Source organism: Vibrio sp. CCB-PB317, from assembly GCF_022808245.1.
Lineage (GTDB): Bacteria > Pseudomonadota > Gammaproteobacteria > Enterobacterales > Vibrionaceae > Vibrio > Vibrio diabolicus.
This window is the reverse complement of the sequence record NZ_JALGNU010000003.1, coordinates 761,102-778,261: the sequence shown is the minus strand read 5'-3', so window position 1 is coordinate 778,261 and position 17,160 is coordinate 761,102. Positions and strand designations below refer to the sequence as shown.

The window sequence follows — 17,160 nt, the reverse complement described above, 5'->3', positions numbered from 1 at the left end:
GATTAATAATCTACTTTCTCTCACAGTAACCAGAATATAGCTCTAGAAAATTATAATAAGCTAGAATTAAGGATAGAAAAGCTGATAGATAACAGCGGTCCTTTCTTCCAACGGTTTGCGCAAATATTACTATGTTACGGAGAGAGCTTCATTCCTCAGGGAGTCGTATAGGAGTCAAATATGAAGCGAGAACAATGGGGATCCCGAGCGGGATTCATCTTAGCAGCAGTCGGTTCTGCTATCGGTTTGGGAAACATTTGGCGTTTTCCATACATGGCCTATGAAAACGGTGGCGGCGCATTTTTTATTCCTTACATTTTTGCCATGATCACGGCCGGTATTCCATTTATGATCCTTGAGTTCAGCATGGGACAAAAGTACCGAGGCTCGGCACCCAAAACGCTAGCGAAAATTCACTCCAAATTTGAATGGCTTGGCTGGTTCCAAGTTGGTGTTGCAGCAGTTATCGCCGTTTACTATGTTGCAGTTATCGGTTGGTCGATTTCTTACTTTGGGTTGTCGTTCACTCAAGGTTGGGGAACCGATACAAACGCATTTTTCTTTAGCGAGTACCTAAAGTTAGGTGATAACTCACCAACAGACTTAGGCAGTATTCAATGGAAGATAGCCTTATCTATGGTGATTGCTTGGGCCATTACTTATACCGCCATTGCCAAAGGCGTGAAATCAGGGATTGAGCGCGCATCTAAAATCATGATGCCAATACTATTCTTGATGGTGATTTTTTTAATCGGACGTATGGTTTTCTTGCCAGGAGCTTTGGATGGCGTTAACTACATGTTTGAACCCGATTTCAGCAAAATTTGGGATGTGAAAGTATGGGCAGCTGCGTACGGTCAGATCTTCTTTACCCTAAGCATCGGCTTCGCGATCATGCTGGCTTACTCTAGTTATCTGCCAGAAAAATCAGACATCACGAATAACGCGTTTATGACCGTGTTGATCAACTGTGGCTTCTCCATCCTAGCTGGTATTATGATCTTCTCTGTCTTGGGTTACATGGCTCAAGAACAAGGTAAACCGCTAACAGAAGTGGTATCTGCAGGCGTTGGCCTTGCTTTTGTTACTTTACCTGCGGCAATTAACTTATTACCCGCACCATATATTCTTGGTCCTCTGTTCTTCTTTGCACTGGTGGTTGCTGGTCTAAGTTCGCACATTTCTATCATGGAAGCCGTAACATCCGCCATCATCGATAAGCTAAAGTGGAGCCGAAAAAAAGCTGCAAACGTTGTAATTGGAACTGGTTTTGTGGTTTCTATGGCGTTCGCAACAAATGGCGGTCTATTGCTGCTAGACCTAGTAGACCACTTTGCAAACAACGTTGGCATTATGGTAGGCGGCTTGGTTGAGATTGTATTGATGGCGTGGCTATTGAAACGCGTGCCTGAAGTACGTAATTACGTAAATGAGCGCTCTGATTTCTCTATTGGTCAATGGTTTGAGATCTGTTTACGCTTCGTAACACCGATTATGCTCGCCATTATCTTAGCGACTAAGCTTTATGCTTTATTTACTGAAGGCTACGGTGGTTATGATCTAACTGTAGGCTGGGCACTTATCGCCGCACTATTTATCTTTGGTCTAGTGATTAACGCAGTGAATCGCAAGGAGACAGCGAAATGACAATCAGCGCAATTATTATGATGGTTATTGGTTTAGGTATCACTTGGGGCGGCGCTGCCGTTTGTATCAAGCGAGCCATGGATAAACAATAGCAGTATTGCATTCCAAACAAAAAACGCCGGTATTTACCGGCGTTTTTTTATGTTTCTTTTATTCTAGAAACTGTATTTGATGCCAACGGCACCACCAAGTTGTAAGTCAGCACCTTTGTAAAGATCTAGCTCTGGGTGTATTTGACCATAAAGATCCCAGCCGCGTGATAAATCCCAGTTCACACCGAGAGGCACACGCACGCCAAACTCATCATCCCACTCATACCAACCACCAACGCCAACATACCAGGTCACAGGCATGTTTTGATCGAATGTTCCACGTTTAGCGATGTAATCAAACGCCATACCATCGTTACCGATAATGCCGCGATACTTATTATCTAACTCAACAACAACACTCAACTGTTGATCGACAGCCATACCAACAGACAAGTTCGTTGGCTCATTTGCCGCAATTGCGGTACTAGAAACTAGTCCTGCTAATAAAATTAATTTGCTCTTCATACACGTTATCAATTATTAAAAAAACATCATGCGCTATTCAAACATAGTGGTGTTTCAATATGTCAACGATGAGTAAGCGCGATGTATGAAAAGACTGGCAAAAGTAAAGATGAGTTTAGGATCACACTCAGAAAGCACTTTTAGCAATGAGAGAGGAACTAAAAAAGGAGGCCGAAGCCTCCTTTTATTCATTGTTATGAATGACGGTGATTAGCCGTGGTTACGGATCCACTCATCCATTTCAGTTTTTAGGTTGTCAGACTTAGTACCGAAGATAGCCTGTACACCACCTGCAACAACTACAACACCAGCAGCGCCAAGTTGTTTCAGTTTGTCTTGGTCTACAGCTGCTGTATCTGCAACCGCGACACGTAGGCGAGTGATACATGCGTCTAGACCAGTAATGTTAGCTTTACCACCGAACGCTGCAACCAGTTCACCACCCATGTCAGAGCCAGAAGTTGCTGCCGCACTTTCTGTTTCATCTTCACGACCAGGAGTTTTTAGGTCAAGTGCTGTGATTACGCCACGGAACACTACGTAGTAAATCACTGCGTATACTAGACCAACAGCAATCATTAGACCCATCTTCTGAGCGTTACCAGATAGAACTAGGAAGTCGATCAGACCGTGAGAGAAAGAAGTACCGTGTACAAAGCCTAGAGTGTTAGAAACAATGTATGCAGAACCAGCTAGTAGAGCGTGGATACCGTATAGTAGTGGAGCAACGAATAGGAACGAGAATTCGATAGGCTCAGTAATACCAGTTAGGAATGAAGTCAGTGCAGCTGACGCCATGATACCCATTACTTTTGCGCGGTTTTCTGGTTTAGCACAGTGAGCAATTGCGATTGCTGCAGCTGGTAGACCAAACATCTTGAACATGTAACCACCCGCTAGCTGACCGAAGCCATTACCAGCAGCACGAGATGCTTCATCAGCAACTAGGTAACAAGTTAGTACGCCGTTTTGAGCTTCACCAGCAGCGTTAACACAAGAACCAGCTTCGAAGAAGAACGGTACGTTCCATACGTGGTGTAGGCCGAATGGGATTAGAGAACGCTCTACAACACCGTAGATACCGAATGCTAGTTGTGGGTTTTGGTGCGCAGCCCAATCAGAGAATGCAGAGATTGCACCGCCAATTGGTGGCCAAATTACAGAAAGGATAACACCAAGGATGATCGCTGCAAAACCAGTGATGATAGGCACTGCACGCTTACCAGCGAAGAAGCCAAGATACTCTGGAAGTTGAATTTTGAAGAAACGGTTGAATGCCCAAGCAGCCACACCACCGACAAGGATACCACCTAGTACACCTGTATCGATTTTCTCAACACCCATAACACCCGCCATTACACCTAGCGTTGCCGTCATGATGCCGTAACCAACGATTGCTGCAAGACCAGCAACACCGTCGTTATTAGTGAAGCCTAGAGCTACACCTACTGCAAATAGAAGTGCCATTTGGCCGAATACTGAACCACCAGCTTGTTCCATAAGATTAGAAACGATCTCTGGAATAAAGCTTAGATGGGCAGCACCCACACCTAATAAAATACCTGCAACTGGTAAAACTGATACTGGAAGCATCAGCGCCTTACCAACTTTTTGCAGGTTAGCAAAAAGGTTCTTAAACATGTTTATGCTCCTGATAAATTTATAAGTATTATTTGGGCACTAACGGCACACCCCCGTAGCCTAAAGGTTAGCACCCAATGAAAATGTAACCACAACTGCATTATATTTTCCGGCTCTAAATATATATTGATGACCCTCAAACTTTCCACACAGTTACGAAATTTAGTTTCAAAACAAGTCTTGGATCACACCCAAAAACAGCTGATGAAAAGGTTTGCATTGTAGTTATATTACTGTTTTATAAAGAGTTTATTATTTATATAATTAATTTTAAGGCGTAAATAAAATACGCTCCAATGTTATTTTTAGTAACAAAATTACATTTGTGATTTTTGAATGTTATTAAATCAACATTTTTAGTAAACATTAAACTCATGAGTATATCTGTTGTTTTTATCAACAAAAAAGGAGCATACGCTCCTTTTTTATGCTCTTATTGATTTTTCATCGCAAAAAAAGATTTCGGAAATTTTCGGTGGTTTTTTGTGCCACTTCAGAAAGAGAGCACGATTTGAGTTGCGCAATATAAGAAGCCACCTCGACAGCATAAGCAGGTTGATTCTCTTTACCTCGGTGAGGGACTGGAGCCAAGTAAGGAGAATCTGTCTCAATGAGAAGCTTCTCTAGAGGTAGAGTCTTCACCACTTCTTTCAACTCTGTAGCTTGACGGAAAGTGACAATCCCCGAGATAGAAATATAAAACCCCAGCTCAAGTGCAGCTTCAGCAAATGGAAGATCTTCTGTAAAACAGTGGATAACACCACCACATTTCTCCGCCCCACCCTTACGCAAAATATCTAGAGTATCCGCACGTGCGTTTCTGGTATGGATAATTAAAGGTTTGTTAAGCTCCACCGCAAGATCAACGTGTTGCTCAAAACGCTCTTTCTGTAACGCTGCCGTTTCTGGCTTATAATGATAATCCAAGCCTGTTTCACCAATGGCAACGACTTTTTCATTCGATGCGTGGTGACGTAGCACGTCCATCGAAAAGTCGCTTTCAACATCAAGTGGGTGTACACCGCACGAAGCATAAACATTCTCATAAGGCTCAATCATTTCCATCATTTTAGGGAAAGAATCCAGCGTAACTCCCACAGAAAGCAGCTCGGTTACCTTTGCTTGTTTAGCTTTGTTAATAACGTCTTCCACATTGATGTGGAGATCGTCGTAATTCAATTTGTCTAAATGACAATGAGAATCTACGAACATAATGCCTCTCGTGATTCAATTAACCAGTTCATTGATAGTAGCTCAAGGTTTAGACCAGGAAAGGCTTGCACCTGAGCTTTGAGGTCCATCAGCGCCTTCGCTGATGAGTACAAACCGTTGTAGTTGTTAGGCTGAAACTTTATAGCGCCAGGAAGCATTTGTGCTTCTGATACACCAAACTGCGCTTTCTGAGCGTCTGTCAGTAAATACCACGCCCAGTCTAGTGATTGCTCCGAGTGTTTAGCCATTAAAGAAGCGCACTCAGAAATGTCTGAGGCAGGAGAAGACATCGCCTTAATAAAAGTGCGCTCAAAAGCCACGTAAGCATCGAGATCGCCATTATTTAACGCATCCAATGTTTTTATCGGAGAGCCCATATTCAGTTTTAAGGCGTAAGCAGGAACTTGCTGCGCCCCTTGTTCGCGCATCCATTGCATCGCTTGTTCCGTTGACGGCGGCGCAACAACCCAGTGTTGGCAACGGCTACGAATCGTTGGAAGCAGGCGCTCCTGATTGTGGGTAACGAGCAAAAACAAGCACTTTGCCCCAGGCTCTTCTAGCGTTTTTAACAATGCATTCGATGCCGATTCATTCATAGAGTCCGCTGGCTCTATAACAAATAGGCGATAACCATTAAGCTGTGATGATTCCTGAGCAAGACGGTTGCAAGCTCGAACTTGGTCCACCGTTATCGCTTTTCCTTCTTTTTCTGGTTTGATCCAGTGTAAATCTGGGTGGTTGTGTGATTGATTTAATTGACAGCTATGACAAAAACCGCACGCTTCACTGGCGTAATTTTGGCAAAGAAGTGCTTGGCTAAAAAACTCGATAAGTTTTTCGATGCCTAAGCCTTGCTCGCTTTGCAATAAAAGCGCACCTGGTATTCTGTCCGACTCTAGCCCTACTTTGAGCTTATCCCATACTGGCTGCAACCATGGATAATCATTTAACATGAGTCACCTAAATTTAAGTTTCACTTATTATTGACGAACTAACCACTCGTTAAGAGCGTCCCGAATATCACGCGACACGTCTTCGATCGCCTGCTCAGCGTTAATGATAATGACAGAAGGATCAGCATGAGCAATCTCCAAATAACGCTCTCGTGTACGTTCAAAGAAGCTGATATCCATCTTCTCGATACGATCGAGCTCACCACGCCCACGCGCACGCTCAAGCCCAACGCGAGGGTCGATATCCATATAGAGAGTGAAAGCAGGTTTAAAATCACCAAGCGTTGTGTCTCGAAGGTTTTTCATTAGCGACGCGTCAATCTGACGGCCACCACCTTGATAAGCCTGCGACGACATATCGTGGCGGTCACCCACCACCCACTGACCGTTCGCCAAAGCTGGTTTGATCACGTTCTCAACCAACTGGACACGTGCAGCATATAGAAGAAGCAACTCCGTCATGTCTTTAAGTTCTTCGCCTTCATGCTCTTCTTTCACCAGAGCGCGCATCTTTTCTGCTAGCGGCGTGCCTCCTGGCTCACGAGTATTTACGATATTTTCAATACCTGCCGCTTTTAGCGTATCTAAAACGGTTTTAATCGCAGTGCTTTTACCCGCGCCTTCTAGGCCTTCAACGACAATAAAGTTTGCTTTCATCATTTGTTCTTTCTTAGTTCTCTTAAATAGGCTCGAACAGCACGATTGTGCTCTGCAAGGGATTTCGAAAATACGTGTCCGCCCTTTCCACTTGCTACGAAATATAAATAGTTGCTGCTTTCTGGATTCAAAGCCGCTTCAATAGAGGCTTCACCTGCCATCGCGATTGGGGTTGGAGGTAAGCCATTGATGGTATAGGTGTTATATGGTGTCGGCGTGCGCAAATCTTTCTTACGAATATTTCCGTCGTAAGCATCACCCATACCATAAATAACCGTCGGATCCGTTTGTAAACGCATGCGTTTGTTCAATCGGTTGATAAACACAGAAGCGACGCGCTCACGCTCAGAGTCAATGGCCGTCTCTTTCTCGATGATAGACGCCAGAATCAAGGCTTCATATTTGTCTTGCAATGGCAGCTTTTCTTGACGAGCTTCCCAGTTAGCATCCAGTATTTTATTGAGTTTTCGATGCGCTCGTTTTAATAACTGGCTTTCACTTGCACCCGCCGTGTAATGGTAGGTTTCTGCTAAAAACAGTCCTTCCAGCTTTTCTCGCTCAATACCCAACTTTGCTGCCATGTCTTTTTCTGAGAGATCGGATAAGTCATGCTCTAAATAAGGAGCACTTTTCAATTGCTCTACCCACTCAGAAAAGCGGCTGCCTTCAACAAAAGTGATCGCAAACTGGTATTCTTTTCCGGCATTCAGGTGCTCCAATGCTTGCGAAAGCGACATACCAGGCTCTAGTTGATAAGTACCCGCTCGCACTTGCAACAGTTCTGGATATAAGTGAGGTATTAAACGGATGTACTCCGACGTTTCAATTACCTCATCTTCAACTAAGGCACGCATGACATGATGAAAGCTTGTACCACTTTCTACAGTAAACAGCTGAGGTTGTTCCAATAGAATAGGCTTTTCAACGTATTGTTTAGCCTGTGAAATTATATAAAAAACAGCTGCTGCGCCTATCACTGCGATCAGCACAACAAAAGCCAACAGTTTTTTAATCACGTAGTTAAATTCCCTTGCAGTCGTTGAGTCAATTTTCCTATCGGAAATATAGTCTTAGAGTTAGATGCCACTATGCTGCGAATTGGTGCGACACCTAATATTGAGTTACACATGAAAGCCTCGTCTGCGCTCTGCAAATCTGAAAGTATAAAACGCCCCTCGATGACTTCAATATGACTTACTTTTAGTAGCTCGAGCACCTTACGACGCATTACACCCGCAACGCCAGATAAGGTCAGCTCCGGTGTAAATACTTTATTACGTTTAACCCAAAAAAGGTTGGCCATTGTAGTTTCAATGACATGGTTTTGCACATTTAACGTTATTGCATCTGCAAACTCGGTATCGTCGATTTCAGCCTTGGCGAGAATCTGCTCTAAACGGTTGTTGTGCTTGTGTCCAGCGAGTAAAGGTTGAATCCCGAGACGAGTCTCACAAACGCCCAAATCCACGCCTTTTTCTTGCCAAGAAGAGTAATGAGAAGGAAACGCAAAATTGGAGATAGTCACGATAGGCCCTTCAATCCCATTAGGACTATACCCTCGCCCACCAATACCACGGCTAACGTGAATTTTCACCCCAGCTTGTGCATCAGATAAAGCCGCTTTGCTTGCCCAATCACGCACAACTTGCCAGTCAGGGGAAGAGATCTTCAATACGTCAAGGCAGGACTTCATACGCTCAATGTGTTCTTGCCAGTAAACCAACTCTCCGTTTTGGGTCAGGATGGTGGTAAAACCTCCATCACCGTATTGGAATGAGCGATCACCCAGTTCTACATGCGTTTGTGGAACTCCATTTACCCAAAACATTCGCGTACCTTCAAATTAGCAGACAACAAATAAAACAAAACGGCTCAATGCTAAGCATCGAGCCGTTAGAATACAAGTTTCGCTTATCTAAATAAGGTTAGATAGTGTTACTCAGCGAACTTTTTGAAGATCAAAGAACCGTTTGTACCACCAAAGCCAAACGAGTTACAGATAGCGTATTCCATACCTTCAACTTTGCGCGCAGTGTGCGGCACAAGGTCGATGTCTAGACCTTCTTCTGGATCATCAAGGTTAATCGTTGGTGGAACGATTTGGTCAACCAAAGACATAACCGTGATAATTGCTTCAACAGAGCCTGCTGCACCTAATAGGTGACCAGTCATAGACTTAGTTGATGATACAAGTACTTGCTTCGCACCTTCTTCACCAAGAGCACGTTTCACGCCCTTGATTTCTGCAACGTCGCCAGCAGGAGTAGATGTACCGTGAGCATTCACATAACCTACTTGGGTGCCTGTGATGTTGGCGTCACGCATTGCCGCTTCCATCGCAAGTGCACCACCCGAGCCATCTTCGCTTGGAGAAGTCATGTGGTAAGCATCACCAGACATACCAAAACCAACCAGTTCTGCGTAAATCTTCGCGCCACGTGCTTTCGCGTGTTCGTACTCTTCAAGCACCATCATGCCAGCACCATCGCCTAGAACGAAGCCATCACGGCCTTTATCCCATGGACGAGACGCTTTTTGAGGTTCGTCATTACGAGTAGATAGCGCTTTAGCTGCACCGAAGCCAGCCATGCCAAGAGGCGTAGACGCTTTTTCTGCGCCACCAGCAACCATCGCATCTGCATCGCCGTACGCAATCATTCGTGCAGCATGACCGATGTTATGTAGGCCAGTAGTACATGCTGTAGAAATCGCGATATTTGGACCACGAAGACCACGCATGATAGATAGGTTACCTGCAACCATATTTACGATGGTCGAAGGAACAAAAAATGGGCTAACTTTGCGAGGGCCTTTTTCTACTAATGCAGTGTGACCTGTTTCAATCAGATCTAGACCGCCAATGCCTGAGCCGATAGCAACACCAACTCGAGCCGCATTTTCTTCGGTAATTTGTAAGCCAGAGTTATCAAGAGCTTGAATACCCGCTGCAATGCCGTACTGGATGAAAAGATCCATCTTACGAGCATCTTTTTTAGACATGTACTCTGTGCAATCGAAATCTTTAACAAGACCTGCAAAACGAGTTGAGAAGTTCGTAGCATCAAAGTGCTCGATATTCACGATACCACTTTGACCTTCTAGCAGGGCTTTCCAAGATGATTCTACTGTGTTGCCTACCGGTGACAACATACCCATGCCAGTGACAACTACACGACGCTTGGACACGATATAATTCTCCGGGAATTGAATATTTCTATGAGAGGATAGAAGAAGTTAGAAAGAACACAGGCGGTCTAGGAGACCGCCTGGGAGAGCTAATTACTGAGCGCTGTTTACGTAGTCGATTGCAGCTTGAACAGTAGTGATCTTCTCAGCTTCTTCGTCAGGAATCTCAGTGTCGAATTCCTCTTCTAGAGCCATAACTAGTTCTACAGTGTCTAGAGAATCAGCACCTAGATCGTCAACGAAAGAAGCTTCGTTTTTAACTTCTGCTTCGTCTACACCTAGCTGTTCAACAATGATTTTCTTTACGCGTTCTTCGATGTTGCTCATTTTTCTTTTCCTTTACAGATTTCGCCTAATGCGATGATTCCGTAGTTTATTCGAACTATTGAAAGTTGCAAGGGGGTCCTTGCTGGTCAAACCACAAAATTAGCGAATTTAACCGAATTTCAATACATTTTTGACTTAAATCATGCACAAATCTTGCGCATAAGCATGACAAGTTCATGACAGTTAACTGCAACTATAGGCTATTTTTCACAATGTAAAATAGCTTATTTTGCACAAACTGTCTCATTAAACCATGTACATGCCACCATTTACATGCAAAGTTTCACCAGTAATGTACGCTGCTTCAGGAGAAGCAAGGAAAACTACTGCTGATGCAATTTCACGTGGGTCACCTAAACGACCAGCTGGCACGTTCGACAACGTTGCCGCACGTTGCTCATCATTTAGTGCCTTTGTCATGTCAGTTTCGATGAAACCAGGGGCAACAGTGTTCACTGTTACACCACGAGACGCAACTTCACGAGCCATTGATTTAGTAAAACCAATCACGCCCGCTTTCGCTGCTGCGTAGTTAGTTTGACCTGCGTTACCCATGGTACCAACAACCGAGCCTACGTTGATGATACGACCCGCACGTTTTTTCATCATGCCGCGTAAAACCGCTTTAGACATGCGGTAGATAGGCGTTAGGTTGGTATCGATGATGTCGTTCCACTCATCATCTTTCATACGCATCAATAGGTTGTCACGAGTAATACCAGCGTTATTCACCAGAATATCGATCACACCAAATTCTTCGTTGATCGTTTTTAGTGTCGCTTCGATAGACTCGACATCGGTCACGTTAAGAGCTAGACCTTTACCGTTATCACCAAGATACTCGCTGATAGCAGCCGCTCCATTTTCAGAAGTAGCCGTACCGATAACCGTCGCACCGCGCTCTACAAGAAGTTCCGCGATCGCGCGGCCAATACCACGGCTTGCGCCGGTAACTAGCGCGATCTTACCTTCTAGATTCATCATGTTGTGTTTCCTTTTCTTATCGCAAGTTTTATCGCTTGATGGATTACTTCGCCGCGTCTAGCGACGCAACATCATTCACTGCTGCTGCAGTTAGCGTTTTCACGATACGTTTTGTTAGACCTGTTAAAACCTTACCAGGACCAAGCTCAAGAAGCTGTTCTACCCCTTGCTCGTGCATAAGCTCGACTGTTTCAGTCCAGCGAACTGGGCTATGTAGCTGACGAACAAGCGCATCTTTGATTTTTGCAGGATCTGTCTCAGCGACCACATCAACGTTGTTGATAACTGGAAGCTGTGGTGAGTTAAATTCGATAGACTCAAGAGCTACTGCAAGTTTTTCCGCTGCTGGCTTCATAAGCGCACAGTGTGATGGCACTGAAACAGGAAGAGGAAGCGCACGTTTCGCACCAGCTTCTTTACATAGTGCTCCCGCACGCTCTACTGCATCTTTGCTACCCGCGATAACTACCTGACCAGGCGAGTTAAAGTTTACTGGAGAGACCACTTCACCTTGCGCTGCGTCTTCACACGCTTTTGCAATCGCATCATCAACCAAACCGATAATCGCGTACATAGCGCCAGTACCTGCTGGTACCGCCTCTTGCATTAGCTTACCGCGTAATTCAACCAGCTTGATTGCTTCTTTAAAGTCAATCACACCCGCACATACAAGTGCTGAATACTCACCTAGGCTGTGACCGGCTAGGTTTGCTGGTTGCTCTAAACCGAGCTCCTGCCATACACGCCAGATTGCAACAGATGAAGCTAGCAAAGCTGGTTGAGTGCGGAAAGTCTCGTTTAAATCTTCTGCAGGTCCATTTTGAACAAGCGCCCATAGATCGTAACCTAGTGCGTCAGATGCTTCTGCAAATGTTTGTTTTACTACGTCATATTGTTCGCCTAGTTCTGCAAGCATACCTACAGCTTGAGAACCTTGACCTGGAAATACGATAGCAAACTTGCTCATGTTGTTTTCCTTTAAGCAAAGTAAAAAGAAATAAGATGCACCAAGTGCACCTTAAATTTTGAATTCTCGTGAAACTTAGAACTTCACCAGAGCAGAGCCCCAAGTGAAACCGCCACCAAACGCCTCTAGCAATAAAGTCTGCCCGCGTTTAATGCGACCATCGCGCACAGCTTCATCCAGCGCAGACGGTACTGTCGCCGCAGAAGTGTTCCCGTGTCGGTCTAATGTCACTACGACTTGGTCTAAAGACATTGAAAGCTTTTTCGCTGTTGCCGAAATAATTCGATAGTTCGCTTGATGCGGTACTAGCCAGTCTAGTTCAGACTTATGCATGTTGTTGGCTTCAAGCGTATCTTTTACTAGTTTCGATAACTGAGTGACAGCGACTTTGAATACTTCGTTACCTGCCATATGAAGCCATTTGTCAGCATCTTGACCACGCTCAGGTACAGGTAGGCTTAGTAGCTCACCGAATTGACCATCCGAGTATATGTGGGTAGAAATAATACCTGGCTCTTGGCTAGCGCCTACGACAACGGCTCCAGCACCATCACCAAATAGGATAATGGTTGAACGGTCTGTCGGATCACACGTTTTAGACAAAGCATCTGAACCAATAACAAGTACGTTTTTACACATACCCGATTTAATATGTTGGTCTGCAACGGATAATGCGTACACAAAACCAGAACAAGCAGCGGCTAAGTCAAAAGCTGGACAACCTTTAATGCCAAGCTTTGCCTGCACCTGACACGCAGATGAAGGGAAAGTATGGCTACTGCTCGTTGTGGCTACGATAATCAGGTCGATATCGTTTTTATCAATACCCGCCATATCGATAGCGTTTTCAGCTGCGTAGAATGCCATGTCCGCTACAGTCTCATTTTCTGCAGCAATTCGACGCTCTTTAATACCCGTGCGAGCAACGATCCACTCATCACTTGTATCTACCATTTTCTCTAGATCTGCGTTTGTACGCACCTGAGATGGCAGGTAGCTGCCAGTACCTAAAATTTTGCTATACATGAAGACTAATAATGCCTCTCGAGTAAAACCGCTTCCAAACGATCGCTAATACGGCTTGGTACTTGTCGTTTGACCTCGTGTACTGCCTCGCCAAGTGCATTGACAATCGCAGATACATCCGCACTTCCATGGCTTTTTATGACAATGCCGCGCAATCCTAGCAAACTTGCGCCGTTATACTGGTCGGGGTTCAGTGTTTTTAGTTCATTAAATAGCCGAGAAAACAACTTTCTAGCAATCCAACCCTTTATCGTTGACGCCATCATACTGGTTTTAATTTTTTCGATAAAAAGTTGAGCTGTTCCCTCACTGGCTTTTAAGCATACGTTGCCGACAAACCCATCACATACAATGACGTCTGCAACATCATGCAAAATTTGATTACCTTCAATATAACCAACAAAGTTAATCGCGTCGGTCTGAGAAAGCATTTCTGCGCAACGTTTGACTAAATCGTTACCTTTAATCTCTTCTGCGCCAATATTGAGTACAGCAACGCGAGGAGGACAACCTAAGTGTTCTTCTGCTAGTGCACTGCCCATTACAGCAAATTGGAACAAACTATCAGCATCGCACGATACATTCGCACCTAGATCTAGCATCCAAGTACGCTTTCCAGTAATCGTCGGTAAAGCTGAAACTAAAGCAGGACGTTCAATACCAGGAAGTAACTTAAGAATGAAACGCGATAGTGCCATTAATGCACCGGTGTTGCCACCACTAACACAAGCATCCGCCTTCTGCTCAGAAACCAAATCGATAGCCATACGCATGGAACTATTTTGGCTATTACGTAGTGCCAATGAAGGTTTTTCTGAGTTCGAGATAACTTTCTCACTATGAAGAATAGTCAAGCGGGAACTGGTCGAGGTACCGAGTTGAGATAATTGAGACGTGATCAGAGATTGATCACCTATAAGAATCACTTTTAGCTCTGGGAAATGAGACAGTGCCTGCACGGCGGCAGGCACTGTTACGCGTGGACCGAAATCCCCGCCCATTGCATCAAGTGCAACGGTAATACTTTGCAAAGGTTCAACCTTACTTGTTGATAACCTTTTGACCACGGTAGTAACCTTCAGCAGTTACGTTGTGGCGTAGGTGAGTTTCACCAGAAGTCGCGTCTACAGATAGAGCAGCTGTAGTTAGCGCATCGTGTGAACGACGCATACCGCGCTTAGAACGAGTTTTACGGTTTTTCTGTACGGCCATTGACCCTACTCCTATACTATTGGGTTAAAAACCTGAAGAAGAATCGGTTACCACACCTATTACTTTTTCAGACTTTTCAAAACGTCGAATGGATTCGGTTTTTCTTCCTCAATTTCTTCAGGAATCTCACCAAAAACCATGTTATTTGAATCAACGCTACAATCCGCTTCATCGTGCATCGCAATTTGAGGTAATGCTAAGATGAACTCGTCTTCAACCAGTTGTATAAGGTCTAATTCACCATATTCATTTAGATCTACCAAATCATAAATTTCTGGTGCTTCCTGTTCCGTTTTCTCACCGTAGTAAGGAGTAGAAAGGAATTCAACTTCGCACTCATGTGCGAATACCTCATTACAACGCTGACACTCTAAATCGACTTCGATGTTAGCTTTACCAGAGATAACAACGAGTCGCTGTTCATCCATCCCAAATGACAATGAGACTTCTGCGTCGCGTTTTACGCCTTCAGTTGTTTCCGCTAAGCGCTTGAAAAGACTAGCTTGGATGATGCCATCGTAATCTAATCGTTTCTGTGCAGCTTTTGCTGGGTCAACCGTTCGCGGTATTTTTACCTTTTGCATAGGGCGCGAATATTATCTTCCAAATCAAAATTAGTCAAAGAAAAAGGCAAAAAAGTTGTACTTTTTTACGCTTAACATACAGAGCATTAGCCAGAATCATTTTTGATCGATTATCCTATCGGAAATGCTCCCACGAATTGTAATTCAAAATGAAAAATTACCAACTGGTTTTAGCCTCAACCTCCCCTTTTCGTAAACAACTGCTTGAAAAGCTTTCACTACCGTTCATTTGTTTATCACCTGATTGCGATGAAACACCGTTTGACCAGGAAACGCCTCTTGAACTGGTGCAAAGATTGGCCCAAGAGAAAGCAACATCTTGCCAGACGGATAAAGCAAGTTTAGTTATCGGCAGTGACCAGGTTTGTGTCATTAATGGTGAAATCGTTGGCAAACCTTTAAATAGAGACAACGCAATAAATCAACTTTTGTCTCAAAGTGGAAAAGTCATCACTTTCTATACCGGTCTTGCGGTACATAACACCGTCACAAACCATACAGAAGTCGGCTTTGATTCTTTCGAAGTACACTTTAGAGATTTGACGCTTGAACAAATCGAACGCTACGTCGACAGGGAAGAACCTTTTTACTGCGCAGGCAGCTTTAAAAGCGAAGGAATGGGAATTTGTTTGTTTAACAAATTGGTGGGGAAAGACCCGAACACACTTGTCGGACTACCATTGATTGATTTGATTGATATGTTGCATGTTCAAGGACTCGATGTCCTTTGATCCAAATACTATAAAAGGGAACCACAGGCTCCCTTTTCGTGTCCACGAGGAAAACATGGTTACGCGTTTCTTAAACCCGCCAACACTTTTTCTAGCTTCGGTTCCATCGGTGCGTTGATTTCCATCCACTCATCATTTGATGGGTGTTGGAACTTGATGTTTGCCGCGTGTAGGAACAAACGGTCTAAACCAACTTGACCTGTGTAAGCATCAAAGCGACGGTCACCGTAGCGATCATCCCAAGCGATTGGGTGGCCCGTGTATTGTGTATGAACTCGGATTTGGTGAGTTCGACCAGTAATCGGACTCGCTTGAATCAATGTTGCTTGTTCAAACTTTTCCAAAATCTTAAAACGCGTTTCAGACGGCTTACCATTAGGGTTAACACGAACAATACTGTTCACTTCGTTTTTAAGCAGTGGCGCGTTCACAACCTTACAACTGCTTTTCCATTGTCCCATGACAAGAGCTAAGTAAAACTTCTTCACAGTCTTTTCACGAAACTGGGCTTGCAAGTGACGAAGTGCAGAACGCTTCTTAGCAACCAGCAAGATACCTGAAGTATCACGGTCAATACGATGCACAAGTTCAAGAAAGCGAGCTTGAGGACGCAGAGCTCTAAGCGCTTCAATAGCGCCAAACTTTAAGCCACTGCCACCATGCACAGCGGTGCCAGATGGTTTGTTTAGAATTAACATATGATCATCTTCGAAGATGATCATATCTTCCAACTCTGCGACTTTGTTTAGTTTCGTACTTGGCGCGACATCGTCATCTTTTTTCTCGACTGTCACCGGTGGAATACGAACGAGATCGCCTGCTTTTAACTTGTACTCTGCTTTTATACGCTTTTTATTTACACGTACTTCACCCTTACGCACGATTCGGTAAATCATGCTTTTAGGGATGTCTTTTAATTGGTTGCGCAAAAAATTATCAATGCGCTGACCCGCCATATCTTCGTCAATGTCGACGAACTGGACTTTTGTTCTTATTTCGTTCATGGGCCGTATTGTAAACTCAATTTCGTGCGACTTCACATTATTCTTATCGTAAAAGAAACACTTGGTGGCACATAATGGTCTAAATTTCGCCAAGCTTTTGTTTAAATTATTAAAACTCTCAATCAAGTTCTCAATTTGTTTTCTGTCTTGAACAGTTTGCACATCTCAATTGCTTATGAAACAGCCAGTTATAAAATAGAAATTTTGAGTTTAACGGCAAATTTTCTATCGTTTGCGTGAAAGCAGATTGCTGATAGCCACGCGCACTGCTATAGTTCACAGCTGCTAAGGAAGGTTTGGTTACATTTTATTCATTACCAATCATTTATCCTCAAGCAATGTGAGTAGATCGTTGAAGGTCGAGTGCAGCATTGGCGTGAGACACATCGAATTCAACACTCTTGCCACCCTACTCCTCGCATATTCACGTTGAGTACCTACCGCCCAAATAGCGGGTCACAAGTCTACGTTT

Annotated in this window: 19 protein-coding genes; 3 read left to right on the top strand and 16 right to left on the bottom strand. The window is 44.1% G+C overall.

Going from position 1 to position 17,160, the window contains the following annotated elements:
• Window positions 1-180: 180 nt before the first annotated feature.
• Window positions 181-1,647 carry a sodium-dependent transporter gene (locus MTR11_RS20825; RefSeq protein WP_005398219.1) on the top strand — a complete coding sequence of 489 codons (1,467 nt, stop codon included), beginning with the start codon at window positions 181-183 and terminating at the stop codon, window positions 1,645-1,647.
• A complete protein-coding gene (locus MTR11_RS20820; RefSeq protein ID WP_005372963.1) occupies window positions 1,644-1,739 on the top strand; it encodes a MetS family NSS transporter small subunit in 96 nt (31 codons plus the stop codon). Before MTR11_RS20825 ends, MTR11_RS20820 begins: the two co-directional genes overlap by 4 nt.
• A gap of 63 nt (window positions 1,740-1,802) precedes the next feature.
• Here MTR11_RS20820 and MTR11_RS20815 read toward each other — a convergent pair whose 3' ends face one another.
• The 15 genes from MTR11_RS20815 to yceD all read right to left on the bottom strand — a co-directional run bounded on the left by MTR11_RS20815 (window position 1,803) and on the right by yceD (window position 14,953).
• Complete coding sequence (locus MTR11_RS20815) at window positions 1,803-2,204, bottom strand: hypothetical protein (RefSeq protein ID WP_012841593.1); 402 nt, start codon at window positions 2,202-2,204, stop codon at window positions 1,803-1,805.
• A gap of 210 nt (window positions 2,205-2,414) precedes the next feature.
• Window positions 2,415-3,845, bottom strand: a complete 1,431-nt coding sequence (ptsG, locus tag MTR11_RS20810) for a PTS glucose transporter subunit IIBC (RefSeq protein WP_006743155.1) — start codon at window positions 3,843-3,845, stop codon at window positions 2,415-2,417.
• Between the two features lie 444 nt (window positions 3,846-4,289).
• Window positions 4,290-5,057: a TatD family hydrolase gene (locus MTR11_RS20805; protein ID WP_243328311.1), complete on the bottom strand. Its 768-nt coding sequence runs from the start codon at window positions 5,055-5,057 to the stop codon at window positions 4,290-4,292.
• A complete protein-coding gene (locus MTR11_RS20800; RefSeq protein WP_243328310.1) occupies window positions 5,048-6,010 on the bottom strand; it encodes a DNA polymerase III subunit delta' in 963 nt (320 codons plus the stop codon). The genes MTR11_RS20805 and MTR11_RS20800 overlap by 10 nt, the downstream gene beginning before the upstream one ends.
• A 27-nt stretch (window positions 6,011-6,037) precedes the next feature.
• The gene (gene tmk / locus MTR11_RS20795) at window positions 6,038-6,670 is read right to left on the bottom strand and encodes a dTMP kinase (protein WP_243328309.1); all 633 of its coding nucleotides are present in this window, start codon (window positions 6,668-6,670) and stop codon (window positions 6,038-6,040) included.
• Window positions 6,667-7,683, bottom strand: coding sequence for an endolytic transglycosylase MltG (mltG, locus tag MTR11_RS20790; protein WP_243328308.1), 1,017 nt, complete (start codon window positions 7,681-7,683; stop codon window positions 6,667-6,669). The genes tmk and mltG overlap by 4 nt, the downstream gene beginning before the upstream one ends.
• The gene (gene pabC, locus MTR11_RS20785) at window positions 7,680-8,495 is read right to left on the bottom strand and encodes an aminodeoxychorismate lyase (RefSeq protein ID WP_243328307.1); all 816 of its coding nucleotides are present in this window, start codon (window positions 8,493-8,495) and stop codon (window positions 7,680-7,682) included. The genes mltG and pabC overlap by 4 nt, the downstream gene beginning before the upstream one ends.
• Before the next feature lie 107 nt (window positions 8,496-8,602).
• The gene (gene fabF, locus MTR11_RS20780) at window positions 8,603-9,853 is read right to left on the bottom strand and encodes a beta-ketoacyl-ACP synthase II (RefSeq protein WP_005396984.1); all 1,251 of its coding nucleotides are present in this window, start codon (window positions 9,851-9,853) and stop codon (window positions 8,603-8,605) included.
• A gap of 93 nt (window positions 9,854-9,946) precedes the next feature.
• Complete coding sequence (gene acpP, locus MTR11_RS20775) at window positions 9,947-10,180, bottom strand: acyl carrier protein (RefSeq protein WP_004406112.1); 234 nt, start codon at window positions 10,178-10,180, stop codon at window positions 9,947-9,949.
• Window positions 10,181-10,426: 246 nt separating this feature from the next.
• A complete protein-coding gene (gene fabG, locus MTR11_RS20770; protein ID WP_046874492.1) occupies window positions 10,427-11,161 on the bottom strand; it encodes a 3-oxoacyl-ACP reductase FabG in 735 nt (244 codons plus the stop codon).
• Between the two features lie 46 nt (window positions 11,162-11,207).
• The gene (gene fabD / locus MTR11_RS20765) at window positions 11,208-12,131 is read right to left on the bottom strand and encodes an ACP S-malonyltransferase (protein ID WP_243328306.1); all 924 of its coding nucleotides are present in this window, start codon (window positions 12,129-12,131) and stop codon (window positions 11,208-11,210) included.
• Window positions 12,132-12,206: 75 nt separating this feature from the next.
• On the bottom strand, window positions 12,207-13,157 hold the full coding sequence (locus MTR11_RS20760; protein ID WP_005396980.1) for a beta-ketoacyl-ACP synthase III: 951 nt from the start codon (window positions 13,155-13,157) through the stop codon (window positions 12,207-12,209).
• Between the two features lie 5 nt (window positions 13,158-13,162).
• Window positions 13,163-14,188, bottom strand: coding sequence for a phosphate acyltransferase PlsX (plsX, locus tag MTR11_RS20755; RefSeq protein WP_012841590.1), 1,026 nt, complete (start codon window positions 14,186-14,188; stop codon window positions 13,163-13,165).
• Window positions 14,189-14,198: 10 nt separating this feature from the next.
• The gene (rpmF, locus tag MTR11_RS20750; RefSeq protein ID WP_005396978.1) at window positions 14,199-14,369 is read right to left on the bottom strand and encodes a 50S ribosomal protein L32; all 171 of its coding nucleotides are present in this window, start codon (window positions 14,367-14,369) and stop codon (window positions 14,199-14,201) included.
• A 59-nt stretch (window positions 14,370-14,428) separates the two neighbouring features.
• Window positions 14,429-14,953 carry a 23S rRNA accumulation protein YceD gene (yceD, locus tag MTR11_RS20745; RefSeq protein ID WP_005396977.1) on the bottom strand — a complete coding sequence of 175 codons (525 nt, stop codon included), beginning with the start codon at window positions 14,951-14,953 and terminating at the stop codon, window positions 14,429-14,431.
• Window positions 14,954-15,102: 149 nt separating this feature from the next.
• Between yceD and MTR11_RS20740 the strand changes: the two genes are divergently transcribed.
• Entirely contained in the window at window positions 15,103-15,684 is a 582-nt protein-coding gene (locus MTR11_RS20740) for a Maf family protein (protein ID WP_005396976.1), read from the top strand.
• A 59-nt stretch (window positions 15,685-15,743) separates the two neighbouring features.
• Here MTR11_RS20740 and rluC read toward each other — a convergent pair whose 3' ends face one another.
• A complete protein-coding gene (gene rluC / locus MTR11_RS20735; protein ID WP_053808939.1) occupies window positions 15,744-16,688 on the bottom strand; it encodes a 23S rRNA pseudouridine(955/2504/2580) synthase RluC in 945 nt (314 codons plus the stop codon).
• Between the last annotated feature and the right edge of the window lie 472 nt (window positions 16,689-17,160).